Raw genomic sequence first — 19,336 nt, 5'->3', positions numbered from 1 at the left:
CCGGTGCCGGTGCCGGTGCCGCATTCAGCATGGCATCGAGTTCGGCCTCGGCGTCGAATTCGACATCGGAGCCGTAGGCACTGCTCCAGCCATCGTCCATGGCCGGTGCTGGCGCAGGCCTGGGACCCGGGCGCGCAGCGGCCCTGACCGGTGGCGCGGGTGGCGCCGATGAAGCGGGAGCGTGGTAGACCGGAGTCGGTGCCGCCTTGGGGACCGCCATCACGGGCACTGTGGGCGCTGGCTGGACGGCCGGCGCGGGACGGCGGTCAGCCGGTACAGATGCGGGTGCAGAAGTCGCTACAGGGGCCGGTGCGGGGACGGGAGCAACCCGCGGTGCGACATCTGACTGGGGAAGCGTAGCCATGCCCGTAGCCAGCGCCGTTGCAGGCACAGGCACAGGCACAGGCACAGCTGCAGCCGGGACAAGCTCTACGGCGGCCGGCTCAGCCGACTTCAGAGTTTTTTTTTCAGCCGCGCCGGCCGGCTTGAAGGCCAGCAGTCGCAGCAGCACCATGGTCAGCGCGGCATATTCGTCGGGCGCCAGGCCCAGCTCGCCGCGTCCGTGCAGGCACAGGCTGTAGAGCAGCTGGGTCTCGTCGGGCGGCAGCGCCTGGGCCAGCGCCAGCAGCTCGGCCATCTCGGGCTCGTCGCGGCTGATCGACTGCGGCACCTGCTGCGCCACGGCCATGCGCTGCAGCACGCCGGTCATTTCCTCAAGCGTCGAGGCCGCGCTGTAGCCGTTCAGGCGCAGCGCATCGACCGTCTCGACCACGGTGCGGCCGTCGCCAGCGGCCAGCGCACCGATCAGCGCGAAGACATGGCTGCGGTCGACCGCGCCCAGCATCTGGCGCACGGTGGCTTCCTGCAGCTGACCAGCACCAAAGGCAATCGCCTGGTCGGTCAGGCTCAGCGCGTCGCGCATCGAGCCGCGCGCGGCACGCGCCAGCAGGCGCAGCGCCATCGGCTCGGACGCCACGCCTTCGGACGCCAGCACCTGACCCAGATGCTCGAACACGGTTTCGGGCGCCATCGGGCGCAGGTTGAACTGCAGGCAGCGGCTCAGCACCGTGACCGGCACCTTCTGCGGATCGGTGGTCGCCAGCACGAACTTGAGGTACTCGGGCGGCTCCTCCAGCGTCTTCAACATCGCGTTGAAGGCGGTGTTGGTCAGCATGTGCACTTCGTCGATCATGAAGACCTTGAAGCGCCCCTGCACCGGCTTGTAGACCGCCTGCTCGAGCAGGGCCTGAACCTCGTCGACGCCGCGGTTCGAGGCCGCATCGAGCTCGGTGTAGTCGATGAAGCGGCCGGCGTCGATGTCGCGGCAGGCATCGCAGACGCCGCAGGGCTGGGCCGTGATGCCACCCTGCCCGTCCGCTCCGGTGCAGTTGAGCGACTTGGCCAGGATGCGCGAGACCGTGGTCTTGCCGACCCCGCGCGTACCCGTGAACAGGTAGGCATGATGCAGGCGCTGGGTGGTCAGCGCATTGCCGAGCGCCTGCACCACATGCTCCTGCCCCACCATTTCGGCGAAGTTCTTCGGGCGGTATTTGCGGGCCAGGACAACGTAAGACATGGCGGCGATTCTAAGGTCTGGGGGACCTCGGTCTTGGAAGTGAAAATGCGCGGCATCGTCCGCCAGGGACAATCAACAGGAGACCCGATGCGATTTTCCACCCCGCCCCGCCTGCTCGCCCTGCTGTCAGCCAGCCTGCTGGCGGCTTGCAGCAGCCTGGCGCCCGGCCCGGCGCTCGGCTTGCCCTACCAGGCTCCGCATCAGCCCGAGGGCCAATCCGGCTACACGGAAAAACCCGGCTGGCAGAGCAGCCGCTTTGCCGTCGCCGCCGCCAACCCGCTGGCGACCGACGCCGGCTACCAGGTCATCAAGGCCGGCGGCAGCGCGCTGGACGCCGCCGTTGCGGTGCAGATGGTGCTGACCCTGGTCGAACCCCAGTCCAGCGGCCTGGGCGGCGGCGCCTTCCTGCTGCACTTCGACGGCCGGTCGGTCCAGGCCTACGATGGCCGAGAGACCGCGCCGGCTGGCGCCGACGAGCAGCTGTTCCTCAAGCCCGATGGCCAGCCGATGGCCTTCAGCGAGGGCGTGGTCGGTGGGCGCTCGGTCGGCGTGCCCGGCACCTTGCGCATGCTGGAACTGGCGCACCAGAAGCATGGCCGGCTGCCCTGGGCCAACCTGTTCCAGCCCGCCATCACGCTGGCCGAACAGGGCTTTCGGGTCAGCCCCCGGCTGCACCAGCTGCTGGCGGCGGACCCGCACCTCAGGAAGGACCCGGTCGCGGCGGCCTACTTCTACGACGGCCAGGGCCAGCCCTGGCCGGTCGGGCATCGGCTGAAGAATCCCGAGCTGGCCCGGCTGCTGCGGGACATCGCGGCTCATGGCTCCAAGGCCTTGCACCAGGGGCCGGTGGCGCAGGCCATGGTCGACAAGGTGCGCTCGCATCCGAGCAACCCGGGCCTGCTGAGCCTGGCCGACCTGGCCGGCTACCAGCCACGCCAGCGCGAGGCGCTGTGCTTCGACCATGCGGTACCACCGGCCAAGGTCTACCGGATCTGCGGTTTTCCGCCGCCGGGTTCAGGCGCCCTCGCGATCGGCCAGATCCTGGGCATCCTGCAGCAGACGGCGGGCGCCGAACTGCCGCTGGGCCGCGACGGCCTGCCATCCGCCGACTGGCTGCATGACTACACCGAAGCGGCCAGGCTGGCATTCGCGGATAGGGCGCAATATGTCGCCGACCCGGATTTCGCCGCACCTCCCGCCGGCTCCTGGCTCAGCCTGCTCTCGCCCGACTACCTGGCCCAACGTGCGCAGCTGATCGGCCCCCGGTCGATGAAGATCGCCCAGCCTGGGCGCCCAGCAGGCCTGCTGACCAGCTTCGCCCCCATGCCCGAGCAGCCGGAATACGGCACCAGCCACATCAGCATCATCGATGCGCAGGGGCGTGCCGTCGCCATGACCAGCACGATCGAGGATGCCTTCGGCTCGCGCCAGATGGTCAATGGCTTCCTGCTCAACAACCAGCTGACCGACTTCAGCTTCACGCCGCGCGATGCCCAGGGCCGGCCGGTTGCCAACCGCGTCGAGCCGGGCAAGCGACCGCGCTCGTCGATGGCGCCGACCCTGGTGTTCGACCAGGCTGACGGACAGCTGCTGATGAGCGGCGGCAGCCCAGGCGGCGCCCTCATCATCCACTACACCGCCAAGATCTTGTGGAGCCGGCTGCACTGGGGCCTGAACGCGCAGCAGGCGATCGACCTGCCCAACTTCGGCTCGGTCAACGGCCCGACCCTGCTCGAAGCCCGGCGCTTCCCCGCTGCCACCCTCGAAGCACTCAAGGCGCGCGGCCACGAGATGCGGGAAATCGACATGACCAGCGGCCTGCAGGCGATCGAACGGGTGCCGGGCGGGTATTTCGGCGGCGCCGACCCGCGGCGCGAGGGCCTGGTGATGGGCGACTGATTCAGGCTACAATCGCACTTGACGGGCCTTCCCGCATGGGGAAGCGGCCAACCGGGTCAGGTGGGGAACCAAGCAGCCCTAACCGCGGAGCCAGTGCCGGGGTCAAGGCTCGTCACCTTATTCTGAAAAATCAATGCATGACCAAACCCGGCCTCGAGCCGGGTTTTTTGTTGCTGCGGCAGTTCGCCCAGGGCGAGGTTCACCTTGGCGCTTGACTCATGCCTTTGCCTTGGCTGATTCAAAAACCCCTGGAACTCTTTGGAATCCCAGGGGTTCTTTCATCAGAGCGCGCGGTTACTGGCTGATGTAGCCACTGACCGCCAGGCGACGGCCGTAGCTGTCGGTGCCTTCGAGCCAGATGCCTGCGCTGGTGGGCGTGCCAGAGCCCTCTTCAATCGCAAACAAGACCGAGGTGGCGGTGGGCAACAGGTCTTTCTCGACCCGGTAGAACTCGGTGCCGTTGGCACCGCTGGCCCAGATGTTGGCGTATTTGGCTTTCAGTGCCGACGGCATGGTCCAGGAGGCAGCAACCGTCTTGCCGACAGCCAAGGTAGCCAACAGGTTCGGCGTGATGGGCTGACCATCAATCGTGATCGACGTGAATTCCGGGAACATGGCAGCCGTCAACTCACTGGTCGCGTAAGGTTTCTTGGGCAACCTGATCTGGTAGCCGCTGCCATTCACGCTGCCGCCAGCGGCGTTCTTCAGGACGATGGTGTAGACCCCGTTGTCCACAGTCTCGGCAATGTTCACGCATTGTGCCGTGAGCGCGGTCGTGCACTCCGGGATCAGGTTCGTGTTGTAGGACTGTCCCGCCAGCTTGAGCCAGGTATCCTGGGTCGCCTGATCAAAAGTCACGCCAGCGCCCAGGCCTGGCCCGGTCACCAGCGCCGAAGCGATCTGGCCGCCGCTGAAGGTTCCGTTGATGACGTTGCTATTGAATTCGAACGGATCAATGAAGATGCTCAGGCCGTTTTGAATCGGATTGGCACCCGATCCCATGGAATTGGCCCAAGTACCTCTGTGCGCCTGGGCGTGAACCGAGACATCCGCCTTGAGGCCGTCGCCCTGCACCAGCCAAGCCCCACCGGACTTGACCAGCCGGAGGCGAATCCGGTCCAGCATAGCCTCGGTATTTGACGAGACCACGGCAGTCAGGATCAGCACATCGGGGGTGTTGTTGGCATCGGGCGAGATGTCGACATGGCTGAACTTGAGTCCCACCAGGTCTTGCTGGGTAGACATCTCGGTGGCGAACTGGGCAAAAGTCTGCCCGCTCATCATGAAACTGGCAGAGGTATCAAAGGTGCCGCTGTCCTTGATGGCCTGAATCGACGGCACGCTGGTCGCAAACAGTTTCGCAAAATTATCCAGTTTTGCGAGCACCAGCTGTAAGTCAGTGGCGGCCTCGGTCGTGACGCCGGTCGCGACAACCGCCTGCTTGTCGTCCGTTGCGGTCGTGACATTGTCCGTGCCCAGCACGACGCTGGTGAGCGCATTCTTGAGCGTGACAATATTGGTGTTGGTATTGGTTTCGACCTTGACCAGGTCCAGCACGGCATCGAGCCCGGTATGGTCGGCGGCAAACGAGGTGCGCAGCAGGTCGATGCTGCTGTTGACGCCGAGCGCCGCCAAGACAGGCTGCAGCTTTTCCTTCAACGCGATCTGGGCATTTGTCAATGCGGTTGGCGTGATCAACGTGCCGATATTGGCAATATTGGCAGGATTGCTGAAATAGGTCTCTGCCATTTGTGCGGCAATGTTCGAGACGATCATGTTGGTGAACGGCGTCACGTTCACGGTTCCACCCAGGTCAGCCTGGGTTGCCGCCGAGTAATAGGTCACGCTCGTGTTGCCCACCTGGCCAGCAGCCTTCAGCACGAACGGTCCGGTCATGCCACTGACATCAATCGTGTAGCGTCCGTCCGCCGCAATAGGAGCACTCTTGGTTTGTCCCTTGCTGTCCGTCACGATAACGTTGCCGATAACTGCCGCCCCACCCGCTGCAGTACCGGACAAGATGGTCGATGCAACTGGCGTTGACTCGTCGGAACCACCGCCTCCGCAGCCAGCCAAGGTTATCGCAGCGACACTGAAAAGTGCCGCAACCAACGGGGTAGTTCTGAACAGCATGGTTTCTGACTCCTAGTTATATGAAATATCTTTGGTGGTGATTAGCTCATCCACCGTGGTCAATATATCACTGAAATCAACTAGCTGACAGCCTATGACAAGCGCATGGCTCTTGACCGCATCCAGCGGCTTTGCCTCCTGGTTGGCCGAACTGGTTGGACTGAGGGCTGTTTCCTGAGTCGGCAAAATGCATGCAGTCGCGCTACGTCTGGTCTAATTCGCGATGTCTCAACAGATGAATTATCAGATCAATTAGTCCAATATGAAAGATGCATCACATCAATCATTAAAATCCGAATCTAGCCACTGGCACACCGTGCAGCCCGGCATTTGCTCATTCGTGAATTGACGCTGTCGAAGTGAGCAGATGCTGGGCAGACCGTGCGGAGCTTGAGCGGTCCATGGAGCACCCGCACAGAGTGCATCATGGCCAATCAGGCCGCATGAACCGGCGCCACCGGCGTGATGGCGCGCTTGCCGGCATCCGGCTGCTGCGAGGCCGCAGCGTCCTGACCACGCGCGAGCTGATAGGCCTGCTTGAGGACGGCCAGGTCGCCGATGTGGTTGGACAGCAGCAGCACCAGGCGCGCATTCATGACATGGCTTTGCTCGGTGCTCAGGCCCTGGTGGGCTTCGATCAGTGCCTCGTACATGTCGTCGTAGGGCAGTGTTGTGACTTGGGTGTTCAGCATCTGTGGTTTCCTTTCGGTTCAGGCGGCTACGGCAGTGCGGGACTGGGCGGTGGCGGTGGCCAGCGCAGCGCGCACGCCAGCTTCGCTCGGCTGGCGCCAGCGGGCCGCCACATGCTGGTCCGGGCGGATCAGGTAGGCGCTGCCGGGCGTCGCGTCCAGGCGCTGGGCCACCAGGCCCTGCACATCGATCAGGTCGCGGCCGATCGAGACCGTCTGGACATGCTGCAGGGCTTGCGTCCATTCAGGCGGCTCGCCGAACACCAGCAGCGTGAAGTCGGCGGCGGTCTCGCGCAGCAGCCAGCTGGCCTGGCCGTCGGCGCGTTGCACCGGGGCATCGGTCAGCGGCGCGCCCGGCACCATCTTGCCGGCAAAGCTGTCGCCATCGGGCGTGTTGAGCGGGGAGCCATGCAGCGTGGCCGGCACCGACAGGCGCCCGCTGTTGACCAGGCGGCGGGCGAACTCGTGCTCGCGGGCCAGCCCCAGCGTGACGTCGCGGAACAGGCGACTGATCTCGCTCTTGGGCGTGATGAAGTCCGTGGCGCGGGTCGAGTTGCAGATGTTCTCGTCGGCCGCGTACTCGCGCTCGGGGCCGTAGCTCTGCAGCAGCTCGACGCCGGCGCGGCCCTTGAGCACCCAATCGAGCTTCCAGGCCAGGTTGTCGGCATCCTGCACGCCGCTGTTGGCACCGCGCGCGCCAAACGGCGAGACGCCATGCGCGCAGTCGCCCGCGAACACCACCCGGCCATGCACGAACTGGTCCATGCGCAGGCAGGCGAAGGTGTAGACGCTGGCCCACTCGAGCGTGAAGTCGACATCCTTGCCGAGCAGCGCCTTGACGCGCGGGATGATGTTCTCGGGCTTCTTCTCCAGCTCGGGGTCGGCGTCCCAGCCGAGCTGGAAGTCGATGCGCCAGACATTGTCGGGCTCGCGGTGCAGCAGCACCGACTGGTTCGGGTGGAACGGCGGGTCGAACCAGAACCAGCGCTCGGTCGGGAAATCAGCCGTCATCTTGACGTCGGCGATCAGGAAGCGGTCCTGGAAGATGCGGCCCTTGCTCTCCAGGCCCATCAGCTGGCGCATGGTCGAGCGCGAGCCGTCGCAGGCCAGCACCCAGCCGGCGTCGATCTGGTAACTGCCCTCGGGGGTGTCGATGCTGAGCAGCGCGCCGTCGTCGCGCGTCTCGATCGCGGCGACCTTGTTGTCCCAGCGGATCTCGATGTTGGGCAGCTGCAGGCAGCGCTCGACCAGATAGGCCTCGCAGTAGTACTGCTGCAGGTTGATGAAGGCCGGGCGCTCGTGGCCGTCCTCGGGCAGCAGGTTGAACTGGTACAGCTGCTGCTCGCGCAGGAAGACCTTGCCGACGTTCCAGGACACGCCCTTGTCGACCATCGGCGCGCCGACGCCCAGGCGATCCCAGATCTCGAGCGTGCGCTTGGCAAAGCACAGCGCGCGGGAGCCGATCGACAGCCGGTGGTCGTTGTCAAGCAGCAGCATGCGCTGGCCGCGCTGGGCCAGGTCGATTGCCAGCGTCAGGCCGACCGGGCCGGCGCCGACGATCACGACCGGATGGTGGACCGGACGATCGGCGTCCTGGTCGAGCGAGCGCTGGTAGGCGAACTCGATTGCCTGCACCTGAGCGCCGTCGCCACGGAAGGGATGGCGGGAAAGGTCTTCGCGTTTCATGTGTTGTCTCTGCTGGGATGGAGGCCACCGGGGCGATGGCCGGACTTTTTGGCAAAGCTCCGCCCTGCCGGCTGCGCCAGACGCTGCCGGAGGCGGGGGTATCGGAACTCAGCGCGGGCTGCTCAAGGAGCCCGCGCGTCAGGCATCAGCCTTCGAGCGCGATCCACATCTGGCGATCGCGCTCTGCGGTCCAGATGCGCGGATCGGTGTACTGGGTGGCCTCGTCATAGGCGCGGGTCACGTCGAACGGCATGCAGTGGTTGAAGATGACCCAGTGGCCGTACTTGGGGCTCAGCTTGGCGAAGGTCTCCTCGTAGACCGCGCGCAGGTCCTTGCCGGCGGCGGCACCGGCCTGCACGCTCTCATACAGGTCACGGATGAAGTCGCGCGTGCCGCTCAGGCCGGCTTGCACCTGCTCAGGGGTGGTCAGTGCGGCGCCACGGCCGGGCACCAGCTTTTCGGGCTGGAGCGCGGCGACGTTGTCGAGCGTCTGCGGCCAGTCCTTGAAGTAGGCGTCGCCGGCGTAGGGGGTGGCATCGAACTCGACCAGATCGCCCGAGAACAGGATCTTCTCGGACGGAATCCAGGCCACGGTGTCGCCCTTGGTGTGGCCGCGGCCGAGCTGGATCAGCTGGACTTCGAGCTTGCCGAGCCAGATCGACATCTTGCCCTCGAAGGTCATGGTCGGCCAGGTCAGGCCATCGGGCACGCTCTCGACGTTCTGGAACAGGCGCGGGAAGCGACCGATCTCGCTGGCCTTGTCGAACTCGCCGCGCTCGACCACCAGGTCGTAGGTGTCGCGGCTGGCGATGATCTGCTCGCCGCCTTCGGCCATGTAGGCGGAAGCGCCCAGCACGCGCACCGCGTGGTAGTGGCTCATGACCACGTACTTGATCGGCTTGTCGGTGACTTCGCGGATGCGGCGGATCACGTCCTGCGCCATCACGGGCGTGGCCTGGGTGTCGATCACCATCACGGCGTCGTCGCCGATGATGATGCCGGTGTTCGGGTCGCCCTCGGCGGTGTAGGCGTAGGCATGCTCGGACAACTTCTGGAAGGTGATTTTCTTTTCCTCGAGGTCGGCGGCGGAGGCGAAGGTCTTGCTGCTCATGGCGGTTCCGGGTTGAAATTCGTCAATGACGAACTGGTTTAACGAAATGACTAGCCGCCATGGTAGCCAGAATATTCGCCATTGACAAACCAATTCGATTAGGTGAAAACCCTTGACTGCTGCGGCAGCCCCGCCTTCTGCTGGGACAATAGCCGCCATGGTCAGAACTCCCGCCCCGCAAAAACCGCCTGCCGCCAGCGACACCGCCAGCCACGATGAGGGCGAAACCCGCACCTCGCGCGGCATCCAGAGCGTCGAGGTCGGCGGCCAGCTGCTCAAGGCGCTGGCGCACACCGGACGGCGCATGGCCTTGAAGGACCTCGCGCGCGAGGCCGAGATGACGCCGGCCAAGGCGCACCCCTACCTGGTAAGCTTTGGCAAGCTGGGCCTGATCGAGCAGGACCCGGCCAGCGGCCACTACGGCCTGGGGCCGCTGGCGATGCAGCTGGGGCTGATCAGCCTGCAGCAGGTGGACCCGGTCCGGCTGGCGATTGCCGCCCTGCCGGGGCTGGCGCACAAGCTCGGCTGCACGGTGTCGGCGGCGGTCTGGGGCGGACAGTCACCGATCATCATCCGGGTCGAGGAAGGGCCAACGCCAGTGCATGTCTCGATGCGCCACGGCAGCGCGGCCTCGATGCGCCATACCGCGACCGGCAAGGTGTTCGCGGCCTTGCGCCCGGCCGAGGAAGTCGCGCTGGCGCTGGCGCGCGAGGGCCATGCCGGCGCCCTGGATGAGCCCGGCTTCGCGGCCGAATTGCAGGCCGTGCGCCAGAGCGGGATCAGCCGGGTGCAGGACGAGCTGCATCTGGGCATCAGCGGACTGGCAGCGCCGGTGTTCGACGGCTTCGGCCGGCTGGCGCTGGTGATCGCGGCGATCGGGCCCACCGCCAGCATGCAGCTCGGGCCCGCCAGCGCGCAGGCGCTGACGCTCAGGCAGGCGACGCAGGAGATCAGCGAGCGCCTGGGCGCCAGGCGGCTCGAATCAGACTGAGTCGGTGCCGGCCAGGCGGTGCTCGAGCGCCTGGCGGCCAGCGGCGTCCGCCATGATCAGCAGGATCTGGCCGGGCTGGAGCCAGAAATCGTCGCCGGGATTGAGTTCGAGCCGGCCGTCGAGGCGCACCCCCAGCAGCATGTGGCTGGCGCTGCGCCGGCCGAGCTCGGACAGGCGACACGGCGTCCAGCCCGCGGGCACGGGCACTTCCTCGATCCGGGTATTGAGCTCGGAGCGCAGCATCTCGTCGAAGAAGGACGCCACATGCGGCCGGATCATCGAGGAGGCGATGCTCATGCCACCGGTGAAGTCGGGCGATACCACCACATCGGCACCGGCCTTGCGCATCTTGTCGGCATTGCGCATCTCGTGGCAGCGCGCGACGATGCGCACGGTCGGGTTGAGCTGGCGCACGGTCAGGCAGATCATCAGGTTGCGGCTGTCGTCGCCCGTGACCGCGAACAGGCCCCGCGCATCGGCCAGGTCGGCGCGCAGCAGCAGGTCGTCGTCAGAGGCGTCGCCCTGGATATAGAGCAGGCCGGGCTGGCGCTCGAGGAAGCGCCCGAGCTCGTCGGCATTGGGCTCGATCGCGACGAAGCGGTGGCCGGTGACGATCAGCTCGGTCGCGACGTTGCGGCCGACGCGGCCGAAACCGCACAGGATGTAATGGTCTTTGAGCTTGAGTATGGCTTTTTCCATGCGGCGTCGGCGCAGCGCCTCGTTGAGATCGGTTTCGAGAAAGAAGACGGTCAGGCTGGTGAAGATGAAGGTCACCGTGCCAAAGCCGACGAACGAGACGAAGGCCGCGAACAGCCGGCCGGCGTCGGTATGGGCGAGATCGACCACCTCGCCGTAGCCCACGGTGGTGATCGTGATCGCCGTCATGTAGAAGGCATCGAAGGGTGCCGTGCCTTCCTGCCCGAAATACAGGAAGCCCAGCGTGCCGACCAGCAGCTGCAGCAACAGCGCCACGAAGGCCCAGCCCATGCGCAGCAGCACACGATGGTTCTGCCCGGCCGGGGTGATCGGTTGTGCCAGATCCATGCGATGACCCGTCTCAGATCGCCGCCGCGGCGATGTCGTCGGGCAGCACCGCCAGACGGGACAAGGCGGCCAGCGCCTCGGCGTCGGTGCGGTATTCGACCAGCCAAGGCCCGGCCTCGAGGGCGCCGGCGCGCCGCAGCGCGGTCTCGACCGGCAGCTTGACCCCGCTTCAGGTGCAGCGTGATGCCGCGCACGCCGAGCTGGCCGCGCAGCTTGGCGAAGGTGTCGACGCCGGTCGCATCGATCCGGTTGATGGCCTGGGCGAACAGGCAGACATGGCTGATGTCGGGCTGGCGCGCCAGCGACTCGACGATGGCACGCTCGAACTCGGCCGCCGCGGCGAAGTCCAGCGCCGCATCCATGCGCAGCGCATAGGTCTGCGGCGCCAGCGGCGCCAGCTGCCAGAGATGGCGGTCGCGCAGGCTGCCGTCGGGGTGCTGGCCGACCTCGATGATGCGCGGATGCAGGCGCTGGTAGACGAAATGGCTCAGCGCCATCAGCACCCCGGCCAGCACGCCCCAGTGCAGCTCGGGGGCCGACAGCAGCGTGATCGCGAAGGTGGCGCCGGCGGTACAGGCCTCGACCCGCGAGATGCGCCACAGGCGCAGGAATTCGCGCGGCCTGACCAGGCCCAGCACGGCGACCAGCACGATCGCGGCCAGCACCGCCTGCGGCACATGGCGCAGCACCGGCGTGAACAGCAGCAGCGCCAGCAACACCACCAGCACCGAAAACAACGTGGCCCAACCGGTGCGCGCACCGGCATAGAGGTTGAGCGCCGAACGCGAGAAGGAGGAACTGGTCGGGAAGGCACCGCTGAGGGCAGCGGCGATCTTGCCCAGTCCCTGCCCGATCAGGTCCTGGTTCTGGTTCCAGCGCTTGCCCTGGCGCTCGCTGTCGACCTTGGCGCTGGAAGCGGTCTCGAGAAAGCTGACCAGCGTGATGACCAGGGTCGGCAGCAGCAACTGGCTCAGGGTCTCGAGGCCGGGCCAGGACGGCCAGTAGAGCGCGGGCAGGCCCTGCGGCAGTGCGCCCACGACGCGCCCGCCGCCGGCCTCGAAGTCCAGGCCCCAGGACAGGCCGGCGCTGGCCAGCACGATCAGCAATACCGAGGGAAAGGCCGGCTTCCAGCGCCGCGACAGCAGCAGCAGCGCGAAGCTGCCGAGGCCGAAGGCCAGCGACGGCCCATGCAGGCCGGGCGACTGCAGCCACTGCCGCCAGGCAAGCTGGATGCCGAGCAGGTCGCGCAACTGCGAGGCAATGATCAGCAGCGCCGCGGCCTGGGTGAACGCCATCAGCACTGGCGCGCTGACGACATTGAGCAGCCAGCCAAAGCGCAGCCAGCCCAGCGCGATCTGCAGCAGTCCCGACAGCAGCGCCAGCCAGACCGCAAGCTCGACCCAGCGCACGCTGCCGGGTTCGGCCAGGCCGCCGAGCGAAGCGGCCACCAGCAGGCAGCTCAGCGCGGTCGGGCCGACAGAAAGCCGGGTCGAGGCGCTGAACAGCACCGCCAGCAAGGCCGGCAGCATCGAGGCGTAGATACCGGTGACCGGCGGCATGCCGGCCAGCACCGCATAGGCCACCCCCTGCGGGATCACCATCAGGCCGACCGCAAGACCGGCCAGCGCCTCGCTGCGCAGCAACTGCGCGTCAGGCCGCGGCCAGGCCAGGAAGGGGAACAGGCGCTGAAGTCGGGCGGAGGGCGGCATGGAGCAGGAGTATAGGTCGGCGCCGCAGGCCAAAGCCGGCGCTTGGCGCGGCGCCAGCCGCCGCTCAGCGCCAGGGCGCGCTGGCCCCGACCAGAGCGGCGATCGCGCGCTCGAGCGCCTCCAGCGCCGGCTCCAGCTCCTCCTGGCCGCGGTCGATCGCCTCCTCGAGCGTGGCGGCCGACTGCATCAACCCGGTCGCGCACAGGAAACCGGCGCTGCCGCGCAGGGTATGCATGCGGCGCGCAGCGGCCTCGCGCTCGCCACGCGCGAGCTCGCCCCGGACCTGGCGCACGGCGTCGCGATGCTCGGCGACGAACATCGCAAGCAGGTCGAGGAAGATCTCGCGGTCGCCGCCCAGACGCTGCGCGGCGCGCTCGCTGTCGAGGCCGGCGATGACCGGAAAACCCGTGACCTTGGCCGGCTTCGCTGCGCCGGAGCTGGCGTTTGCCGGTGGTGCGCTGGCAGCCGGCGCGGGCAAGGCAGCGAGCATGGGCCCGCTGGGCGCCAGCGATGGCGGGCGCAAGGCTTCGGTGGCGCAGCCTGGCGGCCGGGGCCGGATGCAGTCGCACAGCAGCGTGACCATCTGCTCGAGGTCCATCGGCTTGGGCAGCACCTCGTTGGCGCCGGCCGCGCGCGCGGCGGCCTGCTGCTCCTCGCGCACGCCGGCAGTGAAGGCGATCACCGGCAGCTCGCGCAAGCCGAGCTCGCCGCGGATCAGGCGGGTCGCGCTCAGGCCATCGAGCACCGGCATCTGGATGTCCATCAACACCGCGTCGAAGGCGGCCGGGCTCGACCTGAGCCGCTGTAGCGCCTGCTGGCCATCGGCCGCCAGGGTCGAGGTCGCGCCCTCGAGCTGCAGCGCGCGCTCGACCAGGTCCCGGTTCATCGCGCTGTCGTCGACCACCAGGATATGCGCGCCAACCAGGCGCGGGGCAAAAGGCCCGGGCGGCACGCGCCGGATCGAAGGCTCGCAGGCCAGCGCAGTGCGCTCGAACGGCAGCTCGAACCAGAAGTTGCTGCCCTGGCCGGGCTGGCTCTCGGCGCCGATCTCGCCGCCCATCAGCTCGACCAGCCGCTTGCAGATCGACAGGCCCAGCCCGGTGCCGCCAAAGCGCCGGCCGATGCCGGCATCGGCCTGGGTGAAGGGCGAGAACAGCCGCTCGAGCGCCTCGGGCGCGATGCCCATGCCGCTGTCGATGACCTCGAAGCGCAGCCAGAGGCTGGCGGGCTCCTGCTCGGTCACGCGCACGCGCAGCTCGACCTGCCCCTGCTCGGTGAACTTGACCGCGTTGCCCAGCAGGTTGAGCAAGATCTGCTCGAGCCTGAGCCCGTCGCCGAGCAAGGTGCCGGGCTCGGGTTGCGGGCCCTGCAGCTGCAGGCTCAGGCCCTTGGAGCGGGCGGCCTGGCCCATCAGGCTGTCGACATTGGCCAGCAGCGCGGCGAGCTCGAACGGTCGCGGCTCCAGGCGCAGCTGGCCGGCCTCGATCTTGGACAGGTCGAGCACATCGTTGAGGATGGCCAGCAGCGACTGGCCGGCGCTGCGGATGCGCTCGACCATCTCGCGCTGCTGGCCCGAGAGCGGCTCGCGCTCGAGCACCTGGGCCAGCCCGAGCACCGCATTCATCGGGGTGCGGATCTCGTGGCTCATGTGGGCCAGGAATTCGCTCTTGGCGGCATTGGCCGCCTCGGCATCGTCGTAGGCCTGCTGCAGTTCGTGCTCGTAGCGCTTGCGCTCGCTGATGTCGCGCGCCACGCCCAGCACCTCGACGAAGCGGCCGTCGGCGCTGACCAGCGGGCTGATCATGATCTCGGCCCAGATCGTGGCGCCGGACCTGTGCCGCTGCTCGATCTCGGCCCGGAAGCTCTCGAGCGGCAGCCCGGCGGCCTGGCGCTCGCGCAGCGACTGGAAATAGGCCTGCACGGTCTGGCTCGAAGCCGGCGTCAGCAACTGGTCGAGGCTCTGGCGCATGACCTCCTCGGCCGGGTAGCCGCACAGCTTCTCGACCGAGGGACTGACATAGGTGTAGCGGCCGTTGATGTCGAGCGTCACGATCACGTCGATCGCGTTCTCGGCAATCAGGCGGTGTCGCTCCTGGCTGATGCGCAGACGCTCCTCGATCTGGCGCCGCTCGGTGACATCCTCCACCAGCACCAGGCAGAGCGCGGGGCGCTGCGGCCCCGGCCCCTCCTGCACGGGCGCGCCGCTCAGGCTGGCCCAGACCAGCGCCCCGTCGGGCCGCAGATAGCGCTTGACCAGCTTGAGGCTGGAGACCTCGCCCGCCAGCAGCCGGGCCATGCCGGCGCGGCTGTCGGCGACATCGTCCGGGTGGGTGAACTGCAGCGGATCCTGGCCTTCGAGTTCGGCCGCACTGCGCCCGAGCATCTCGGCAAAGCGGGCATTGGCCTCGACGATGCTGCCGTCGCGCGCATCGACCAGCACCGCGCCGAGCGCGGCCTGCTCGAACATGACGCGAAAGCGCGCCTCGGCCGCGCGCTGGGCCTGCAGCAAGGCCAGCTGCTGCGCCTGGCGGTCGCGGCGCCAGGCCTGGTAGCCGGCGCTGTAGACCAGCAGCAGCCCCAGCCCCATGACCAGGGCCACGACCCAGGACAGGGTGCGCACGCCGGCATAAGCCTCGACCTCGTCGATCTCGGCAATCATCAGCCAGGAACTGCCGGCCACGGCGGCGGAATAGGCCAGCACCGGCTGGCGGCGGTAGTCGCGCCCGCCGGCAATGATGCCGCGCTCGCCCTTGACAGCGCGCGCGGCCGGCAGATCGGGCGTGCTCAGCGGCTGGCTCAAGGCCAGCGCGGCATCGCGCCGATGACGCAGCGGCGTCAGGAACATGACCCGCTCGCCTTCGCGCCGCACCAGATAGGTCTCGGCAGTCTGGGTCGGCACCGGCCAGGATTCGACCAGCGGATAGAGGTCGCGATCGGCACGCCAGCTGACATAGACGATGCCCAGCGGCGACTGGCCCGGGCGGCCCATCGGCGCGAGCAGGCCGTAATGGGTCGCGCCACCGGCCTGGCGCTGCAGGTCGACCAGCTCGATGCGGGGCTGGCGCGCGATGTCGCGTGCCCGCTCGGACAACTGCAGGTGCCGCACATCGCCGACCGACAGGATCATGCCGCCGCGCGGGTCGAGCACGGCCAGCCCTTCCCAGGCGCGCACGCGGGCCAGCTCGGCCATCCGGCCCTTGATCTGCTCGCGCAGCACGGCGTCCCGGCGCCCGCTGCGCAGCCATTGCTCGAACAGCAGCTCGAGCTGCGAATGACCGGAGAAATACAGCTCGGCGTCGAGCCGCCGCTCGGCCAGCGAATCCTCGATCTGCTGGCGCTTCTGCTCGGCGATCACCGCCAGCGTGCGATGGGTCTCGTCGCGCACCTGCTGGCTCAGGTAGCGGTAGCCAAAGGCACCGACCAGCACGATCAGCAGCGTGAGCGCCAGCAGGGGCAGCGCAAAGCGCAACCAGGTCTTGCGGGCCGACATCATGTCTGGCCGCCTTCAGCTGGCGCCACGTAGCCTCCGCCCAGGGCCGGGGCATGACAATCCTGACCCGGTCCGGAGGGCGACAAGACAGGCGCGATTACCAAGGCTTTTCTGCACATGTTTCCTATTTTAGCAAATCGGGGCAGCAAAAATCAGTGAAATATGCCATTAATGTCAGGCCCAAGCCGCGTCCGGCCGGCCCGATGCCGGCGCCCGCCCCAGGTCTGAGCACTCGTGCCGACAGCAACAAGGTGGCGAGGGAAATCGACTAACCGCTATGATGCCCTCCCCTTTCACCCCTCAAGCCAAAGACCACCAGATGAGCCAGGCCAGCGCAAATTTGTCCAGCGAAGCGACGGCGCCCTGCGCCACGGCACGCGCACTGATCGAAGCCGGCGATCCGGCAGCCGACGCTCGCGCGCTGCGGCGCTGCCTGGGCCAGTTCCCGACCGGCGTGACGGTCGTGACCGCGCGCAACGGCGAACGCCTGGTCGGGATGGCGGTCAACTCCTTCGCGGCAGTCTCGCTGGCACCGCCGCTGGTGCTGTGGTCGATCCGACGCGAATCCTCCAGCGCGCAGGATTTCCTGCAAGCCGGCCATTACGCGGTCAGCGTGCTGGCTGACGACCAGGTCGAACTCTCGCAACTGTTCGGCTCCTCGCACCCGGAACGCTTCGAGCGCGCGCGCTGGCAGGCCGGCCTGCAGGGGGCGCCGCTGATCGAGGGCGCGATCGCCCATCTCGAATGCCGGCTCGAGCAGGTGCACGAGGGCGGCGACCACCTGATCCTGGTCGGCCATGTCGAGCGCTACGCCCGCTTCGAGGGCGCGCCGCTGCTGTTCACCCAGGGACATTACGGCGTGGCCCAGGAACATCCGGCGCTGGCCGAAGCCACCCCGCCAGGCGACCAGAGCGCCGCGACCGAACTGTCGGACGCCGAGCTGCTGCGCCAGCTGATCTACGCCAGCCAGCGCCTGTCGCTGGACTTCGACTCGCACCGCCAGGCGCTGGGCCTGGACATGCCGATGTCGCGCCTGGTCAACCGGCTGCGCGAGGGCGCCTGCGATCCGGCCGAACTGGCCCGCGCCACCTATCTGGAGCCAGAAGAAGTCGCCGACGGGCTGGCCGGACTGGAGCAGCAAGGGCTGGTGTGCGCCTGCGGTGACGGGCGGGTCGAGCTCAGCACGAGCGGACGCGAGCGCCAGGCCGCCATCGCCGGCTCGGCCAACCATTACATGAAGGACAAGCTCGGCCAGATCGCCGAGGCCGACCTCGCTGCCTTCAAGCGCGTGCTGCAGGCCCTGGGCCACGACTGAAGCCAGACTGCGCCACTGCCGCACCCGCGTCGGCCTTGAAGCGGGACGGCAATTGCGGCCTAATGATTCTGCCCGATGAACACCTGGGGAGAAAGATCATGAGTTTTGCCAAGATTGCCGCCATGGCGCTGTGCGCCAGCGTCGTCACCGCCTCAAGCTGGGCCGAAAAGCCCGACTGGGCCGGTGGCCAGGGGCACAAGCGCGAACAGATGCGCGATCAAATGCACGAACCGGCCGGCTACGGCGCCCACCAGGACCGGGAGCGCAAGCTGCGGCAGGAGGATGACCAACCCGGCAACCGTGCCCAGACGCCAGGCGCCAGCGGTGCGCGGTTCGGCGAGCGGCATCGGGAATCGGTGCGCGACTACTTCGAGCCCCGGGTCCGCGCCGGCCGCTGCCCGCCCGGCCTGGCCAAGAAGAACAACGGCTGCCTGCCGCCCGGCCAGGCCAGGAAATGGGTGGTGGGGCAGCCACTGCCGCGCGATCTGGTGCGCTATCCGCTGCCGGTCGAGCTGCGACGCCAGCTCGGTCGCGCGCCGGCCGGCTACGAATATGTGCGGGTCGACAACGACATCCTGATGCTGATCATCGGCACCGGCATGGTCGTCGACGCGATCGAGAACCTGGGCGGCTTCTAGCGCTTCTGAGTCACCCAATGAAACGGGCTGCCAAGGCAGCCCGCTTTACCGAACGCTGCCCGTCACGGGCAGCCTGCAAGATCAGATCAGTCGCCGTGACCCGGCGCCTGACGGCGCGACTGCGACTGGTTGCTGCCGCCCACGTTGGACTCGCGGTCGCTGCGGCTTTCCGGCGTGCGATGGCCCTGGTTGAGCTGGGTGGCATCCTGCTCGCCCACCTTGTTGTGGTCGTTCTCGACCTTGCGGGCATGGGGCTCTTGCTGGTCGGCCGGGCTCTGGTGCTTTGTCATACTTAACTCCCACGGTATATGGCGCAAAAATGATCAACTGACAGCGCTAACTTACCGCAAGCCAGGCCGCGGCGCTAGCCCCCTGGTCAACCCGCAGGAAATTGCTGGCTGCGCTCAGGCCGGCTGGCGACCGGCACGCCAGGCGCCGAACAGCGCGATCAGTCCCGGCACCAGGATCAAGGCCCAGATGATCTTGCTCAGGTTGGCCTGCACCCAGGGCATGTTGCCGAACAGGTAGCCCGCCAGCGTCAGGCTGCAGACCCAGAGCAGGCCGCCGCCCACGTTGTAGGCCGTGAACTTGGGACGCGACATGGCGGCGACGCCGGCGACGAAGGGCGCGAAGGTGCGGATGAAGGGCATGAAGCGCGCCAGCACGATGGTGATGCCGCCATAGCGCTCGTAGAAGGCATGGGCCTGGTTGAAGGCCTTCTTGTTGAAGAAGCGCGAGTCCTCCCACTGGAACACCTTGGGTCCGAAATAGCGCCCGATGGTGTAGTTGAGCTGGTCGCCCAGTATGGCCGCGAGCGCCAGCAGGCCCATGGCCAGCGGCAGGCTGATCAGGCCCGCGCCCGCCAGCGCGCCGACGATGAACAGCAGCGAGTCGCCCGGCAAAAAGGGCATGACGACCAGGCCGGTCTCGACGAAGACGATCAGGAACAGCAGCGCATAGACCCAGGCGCCATAGCTGGCGACGAAAGACTGCAGATGCTTGTCGACGTGCAGGATGAAATCGATCAGGAAGGGAATGATGTCCATGATGCGAGA

The 19,336-nt window shown here is 67.5% G+C and carries 13 protein-coding genes, 1 other RNA gene and 1 pseudogene; 5 read left to right on the top strand and 10 right to left on the bottom strand.

The window, feature by feature from the left end:
• The coding region (gene dnaX, locus C6P61_RS10935; RefSeq protein ID WP_244908882.1) for a DNA polymerase III subunit gamma/tau at positions 1-1,576 on the bottom strand (1,576 nt) is incomplete at its 3' end.
• Between the two features lie 87 nt (positions 1,577-1,663).
• Between dnaX and C6P61_RS10930 the strand changes: the two genes are divergently transcribed.
• Positions 1,664-3,475: a gamma-glutamyltransferase family protein gene (locus tag C6P61_RS10930; RefSeq protein WP_105729965.1), complete on the top strand. Its 1,812-nt coding sequence runs from the start codon at positions 1,664-1,666 to the stop codon at positions 3,473-3,475.
• Between the two features lie 20 nt (positions 3,476-3,495).
• Positions 3,496-3,592: signal recognition particle sRNA small type (ffs, locus tag C6P61_RS10925), an RNA gene on the top strand.
• Positions 3,593-3,769: 177 nt separating this feature from the next.
• Here ffs and C6P61_RS10920 read toward each other — a convergent pair.
• The 4 genes from C6P61_RS10920 to C6P61_RS10905 all read right to left on the bottom strand — a co-directional run bounded on the left by C6P61_RS10920 (position 3,770) and on the right by C6P61_RS10905 (position 9,094).
• Positions 3,770-5,608, bottom strand: a complete 1,839-nt coding sequence (locus tag C6P61_RS10920) for a hypothetical protein (protein ID WP_146115038.1) — start codon at positions 5,606-5,608, stop codon at positions 3,770-3,772.
• Between the two features lie 434 nt (positions 5,609-6,042).
• Positions 6,043-6,300 (bottom strand): DUF2783 domain-containing protein, encoded by a 258-nt coding sequence (locus C6P61_RS10915; protein WP_105729963.1) that lies wholly within the window; start codon positions 6,298-6,300, stop codon positions 6,043-6,045.
• A gap of 18 nt (positions 6,301-6,318) precedes the next feature.
• Positions 6,319-7,983, bottom strand: coding sequence for an FAD-dependent oxidoreductase (locus C6P61_RS10910; RefSeq protein ID WP_105729962.1), 1,665 nt, complete (start codon positions 7,981-7,983; stop codon positions 6,319-6,321).
• Between the two features lie 145 nt (positions 7,984-8,128).
• A complete protein-coding gene (locus tag C6P61_RS10905; RefSeq protein WP_105729961.1) occupies positions 8,129-9,094 on the bottom strand; it encodes an MBL fold metallo-hydrolase in 966 nt (321 codons plus the stop codon).
• A gap of 157 nt (positions 9,095-9,251) precedes the next feature.
• On the opposite strand from C6P61_RS10905, the gene C6P61_RS10900 reads away from it, so the two are divergent.
• Positions 9,252-10,085 carry an IclR family transcriptional regulator gene (locus C6P61_RS10900; RefSeq protein WP_105729960.1) on the top strand — a complete coding sequence of 278 codons (834 nt, stop codon included), beginning with the start codon at positions 9,252-9,254 and terminating at the stop codon, positions 10,083-10,085.
• Here the strand turns inward: C6P61_RS10900 and C6P61_RS10895 are convergent.
• The 3 genes and pseudogenes from C6P61_RS10895 to C6P61_RS10885 all read right to left on the bottom strand — a co-directional run bounded on the left by C6P61_RS10895 (position 10,077) and on the right by C6P61_RS10885 (position 16,331).
• Positions 10,077-11,084, bottom strand: coding sequence for a potassium channel family protein (locus tag C6P61_RS10895; protein ID WP_244908884.1), 1,008 nt, complete (start codon positions 11,082-11,084; stop codon positions 10,077-10,079). The two genes, C6P61_RS10900 and C6P61_RS10895, sit on opposite strands and share 9 nt — an antisense overlap.
• A gap of 58 nt (positions 11,085-11,142) precedes the next feature.
• Positions 11,143-12,838 (bottom strand): annotated as a pseudogene (locus C6P61_RS10890) (SulP family inorganic anion transporter).
• A 64-nt stretch (positions 12,839-12,902) separates the two neighbouring features.
• Complete coding sequence (locus C6P61_RS10885) at positions 12,903-16,331, bottom strand: PAS domain-containing hybrid sensor histidine kinase/response regulator (protein WP_105729958.1); 3,429 nt, start codon at positions 16,329-16,331, stop codon at positions 12,903-12,905.
• A gap of 316 nt (positions 16,332-16,647) precedes the next feature.
• Between C6P61_RS10885 and C6P61_RS10880 the strand changes: the two genes are divergently transcribed.
• Together C6P61_RS10880 and C6P61_RS10875 are read left to right on the top strand one after the other, a co-directional pair.
• Positions 16,648-17,643 carry a flavin reductase family protein gene (locus C6P61_RS10880; RefSeq protein ID WP_105729957.1) on the top strand — a complete coding sequence of 332 codons (996 nt, stop codon included), beginning with the start codon at positions 16,648-16,650 and terminating at the stop codon, positions 17,641-17,643.
• Positions 17,644-17,741: 98 nt separating this feature from the next.
• Entirely contained in the window at positions 17,742-18,281 is a 540-nt protein-coding gene (locus tag C6P61_RS10875; protein ID WP_105729969.1) for a hypothetical protein, read from the top strand.
• Between the two features lie 86 nt (positions 18,282-18,367).
• On the opposite strand, the gene C6P61_RS10870 is transcribed toward C6P61_RS10875, so the two are convergent.
• Positions 18,368-18,571 carry a hypothetical protein gene (locus C6P61_RS10870; protein ID WP_105729956.1) on the bottom strand — a complete coding sequence of 68 codons (204 nt, stop codon included), beginning with the start codon at positions 18,569-18,571 and terminating at the stop codon, positions 18,368-18,370.
• A 114-nt stretch (positions 18,572-18,685) separates the two neighbouring features.
• Positions 18,686-19,327 carry a DedA family protein gene (locus C6P61_RS10865; RefSeq protein ID WP_105729955.1) on the bottom strand — a complete coding sequence of 214 codons (642 nt, stop codon included), beginning with the start codon at positions 19,325-19,327 and terminating at the stop codon, positions 18,686-18,688.
• Positions 19,328-19,336 lie beyond the last annotated feature (9 nt).

This window comes from Malikia spinosa (genome assembly GCF_002980625.1).
Taxonomy (GTDB): domain Bacteria; phylum Pseudomonadota; class Gammaproteobacteria; order Burkholderiales; family Burkholderiaceae_C; genus Malikia; species Malikia spinosa.
The sequence above is the reverse complement of the archived record's forward strand: the minus strand, read 5'-3'. Positions and strand labels throughout refer to the sequence as shown.

Coding starts and splice junctions, on each gene's coding strand:
- C6P61_RS10865 (WP_105729955.1), bottom strand. CDS start 19,327: ATGGACATCATTCCCTTCCTGATCGATTTCATCCTGCACGTCGACAAG.
- C6P61_RS10900 (WP_105729960.1), top strand. CDS start 9,252: ATGGTCAGAACTCCCGCCCCGCAAAAACCGCCTGCCGCCAGCGACACC.
- C6P61_RS10905 (WP_105729961.1), bottom strand. CDS start 9,094: ATGAGCAGCAAGACCTTCGCCTCCGCCGCCGACCTCGAGGAAAAGAAA.
- C6P61_RS10880 (WP_105729957.1), top strand. CDS start 16,648: ATGAGCCAGGCCAGCGCAAATTTGTCCAGCGAAGCGACGGCGCCCTGC.
- C6P61_RS10910 (WP_105729962.1), bottom strand. CDS start 7,983: ATGAAACGCGAAGACCTTTCCCGCCATCCCTTCCGTGGCGACGGCGCT.
- C6P61_RS10930 (WP_105729965.1), top strand. CDS start 1,664: ATGCGATTTTCCACCCCGCCCCGCCTGCTCGCCCTGCTGTCAGCCAGC.
- C6P61_RS10875 (WP_105729969.1), top strand. CDS start 17,742: ATGAGTTTTGCCAAGATTGCCGCCATGGCGCTGTGCGCCAGCGTCGTC.
- C6P61_RS10915 (WP_105729963.1), bottom strand. CDS start 6,300: ATGCTGAACACCCAAGTCACAACACTGCCCTACGACGACATGTACGAG.
- C6P61_RS10885 (WP_105729958.1), bottom strand. CDS start 16,331: ATGATGTCGGCCCGCAAGACCTGGTTGCGCTTTGCGCTGCCCCTGCTG.
- C6P61_RS10870 (WP_105729956.1), bottom strand. CDS start 18,571: ATGACAAAGCACCAGAGCCCGGCCGACCAGCAAGAGCCCCATGCCCGC.
- C6P61_RS10920 (WP_146115038.1), bottom strand. CDS start 5,608: ATGCTGTTCAGAACTACCCCGTTGGTTGCGGCACTTTTCAGTGTCGCT.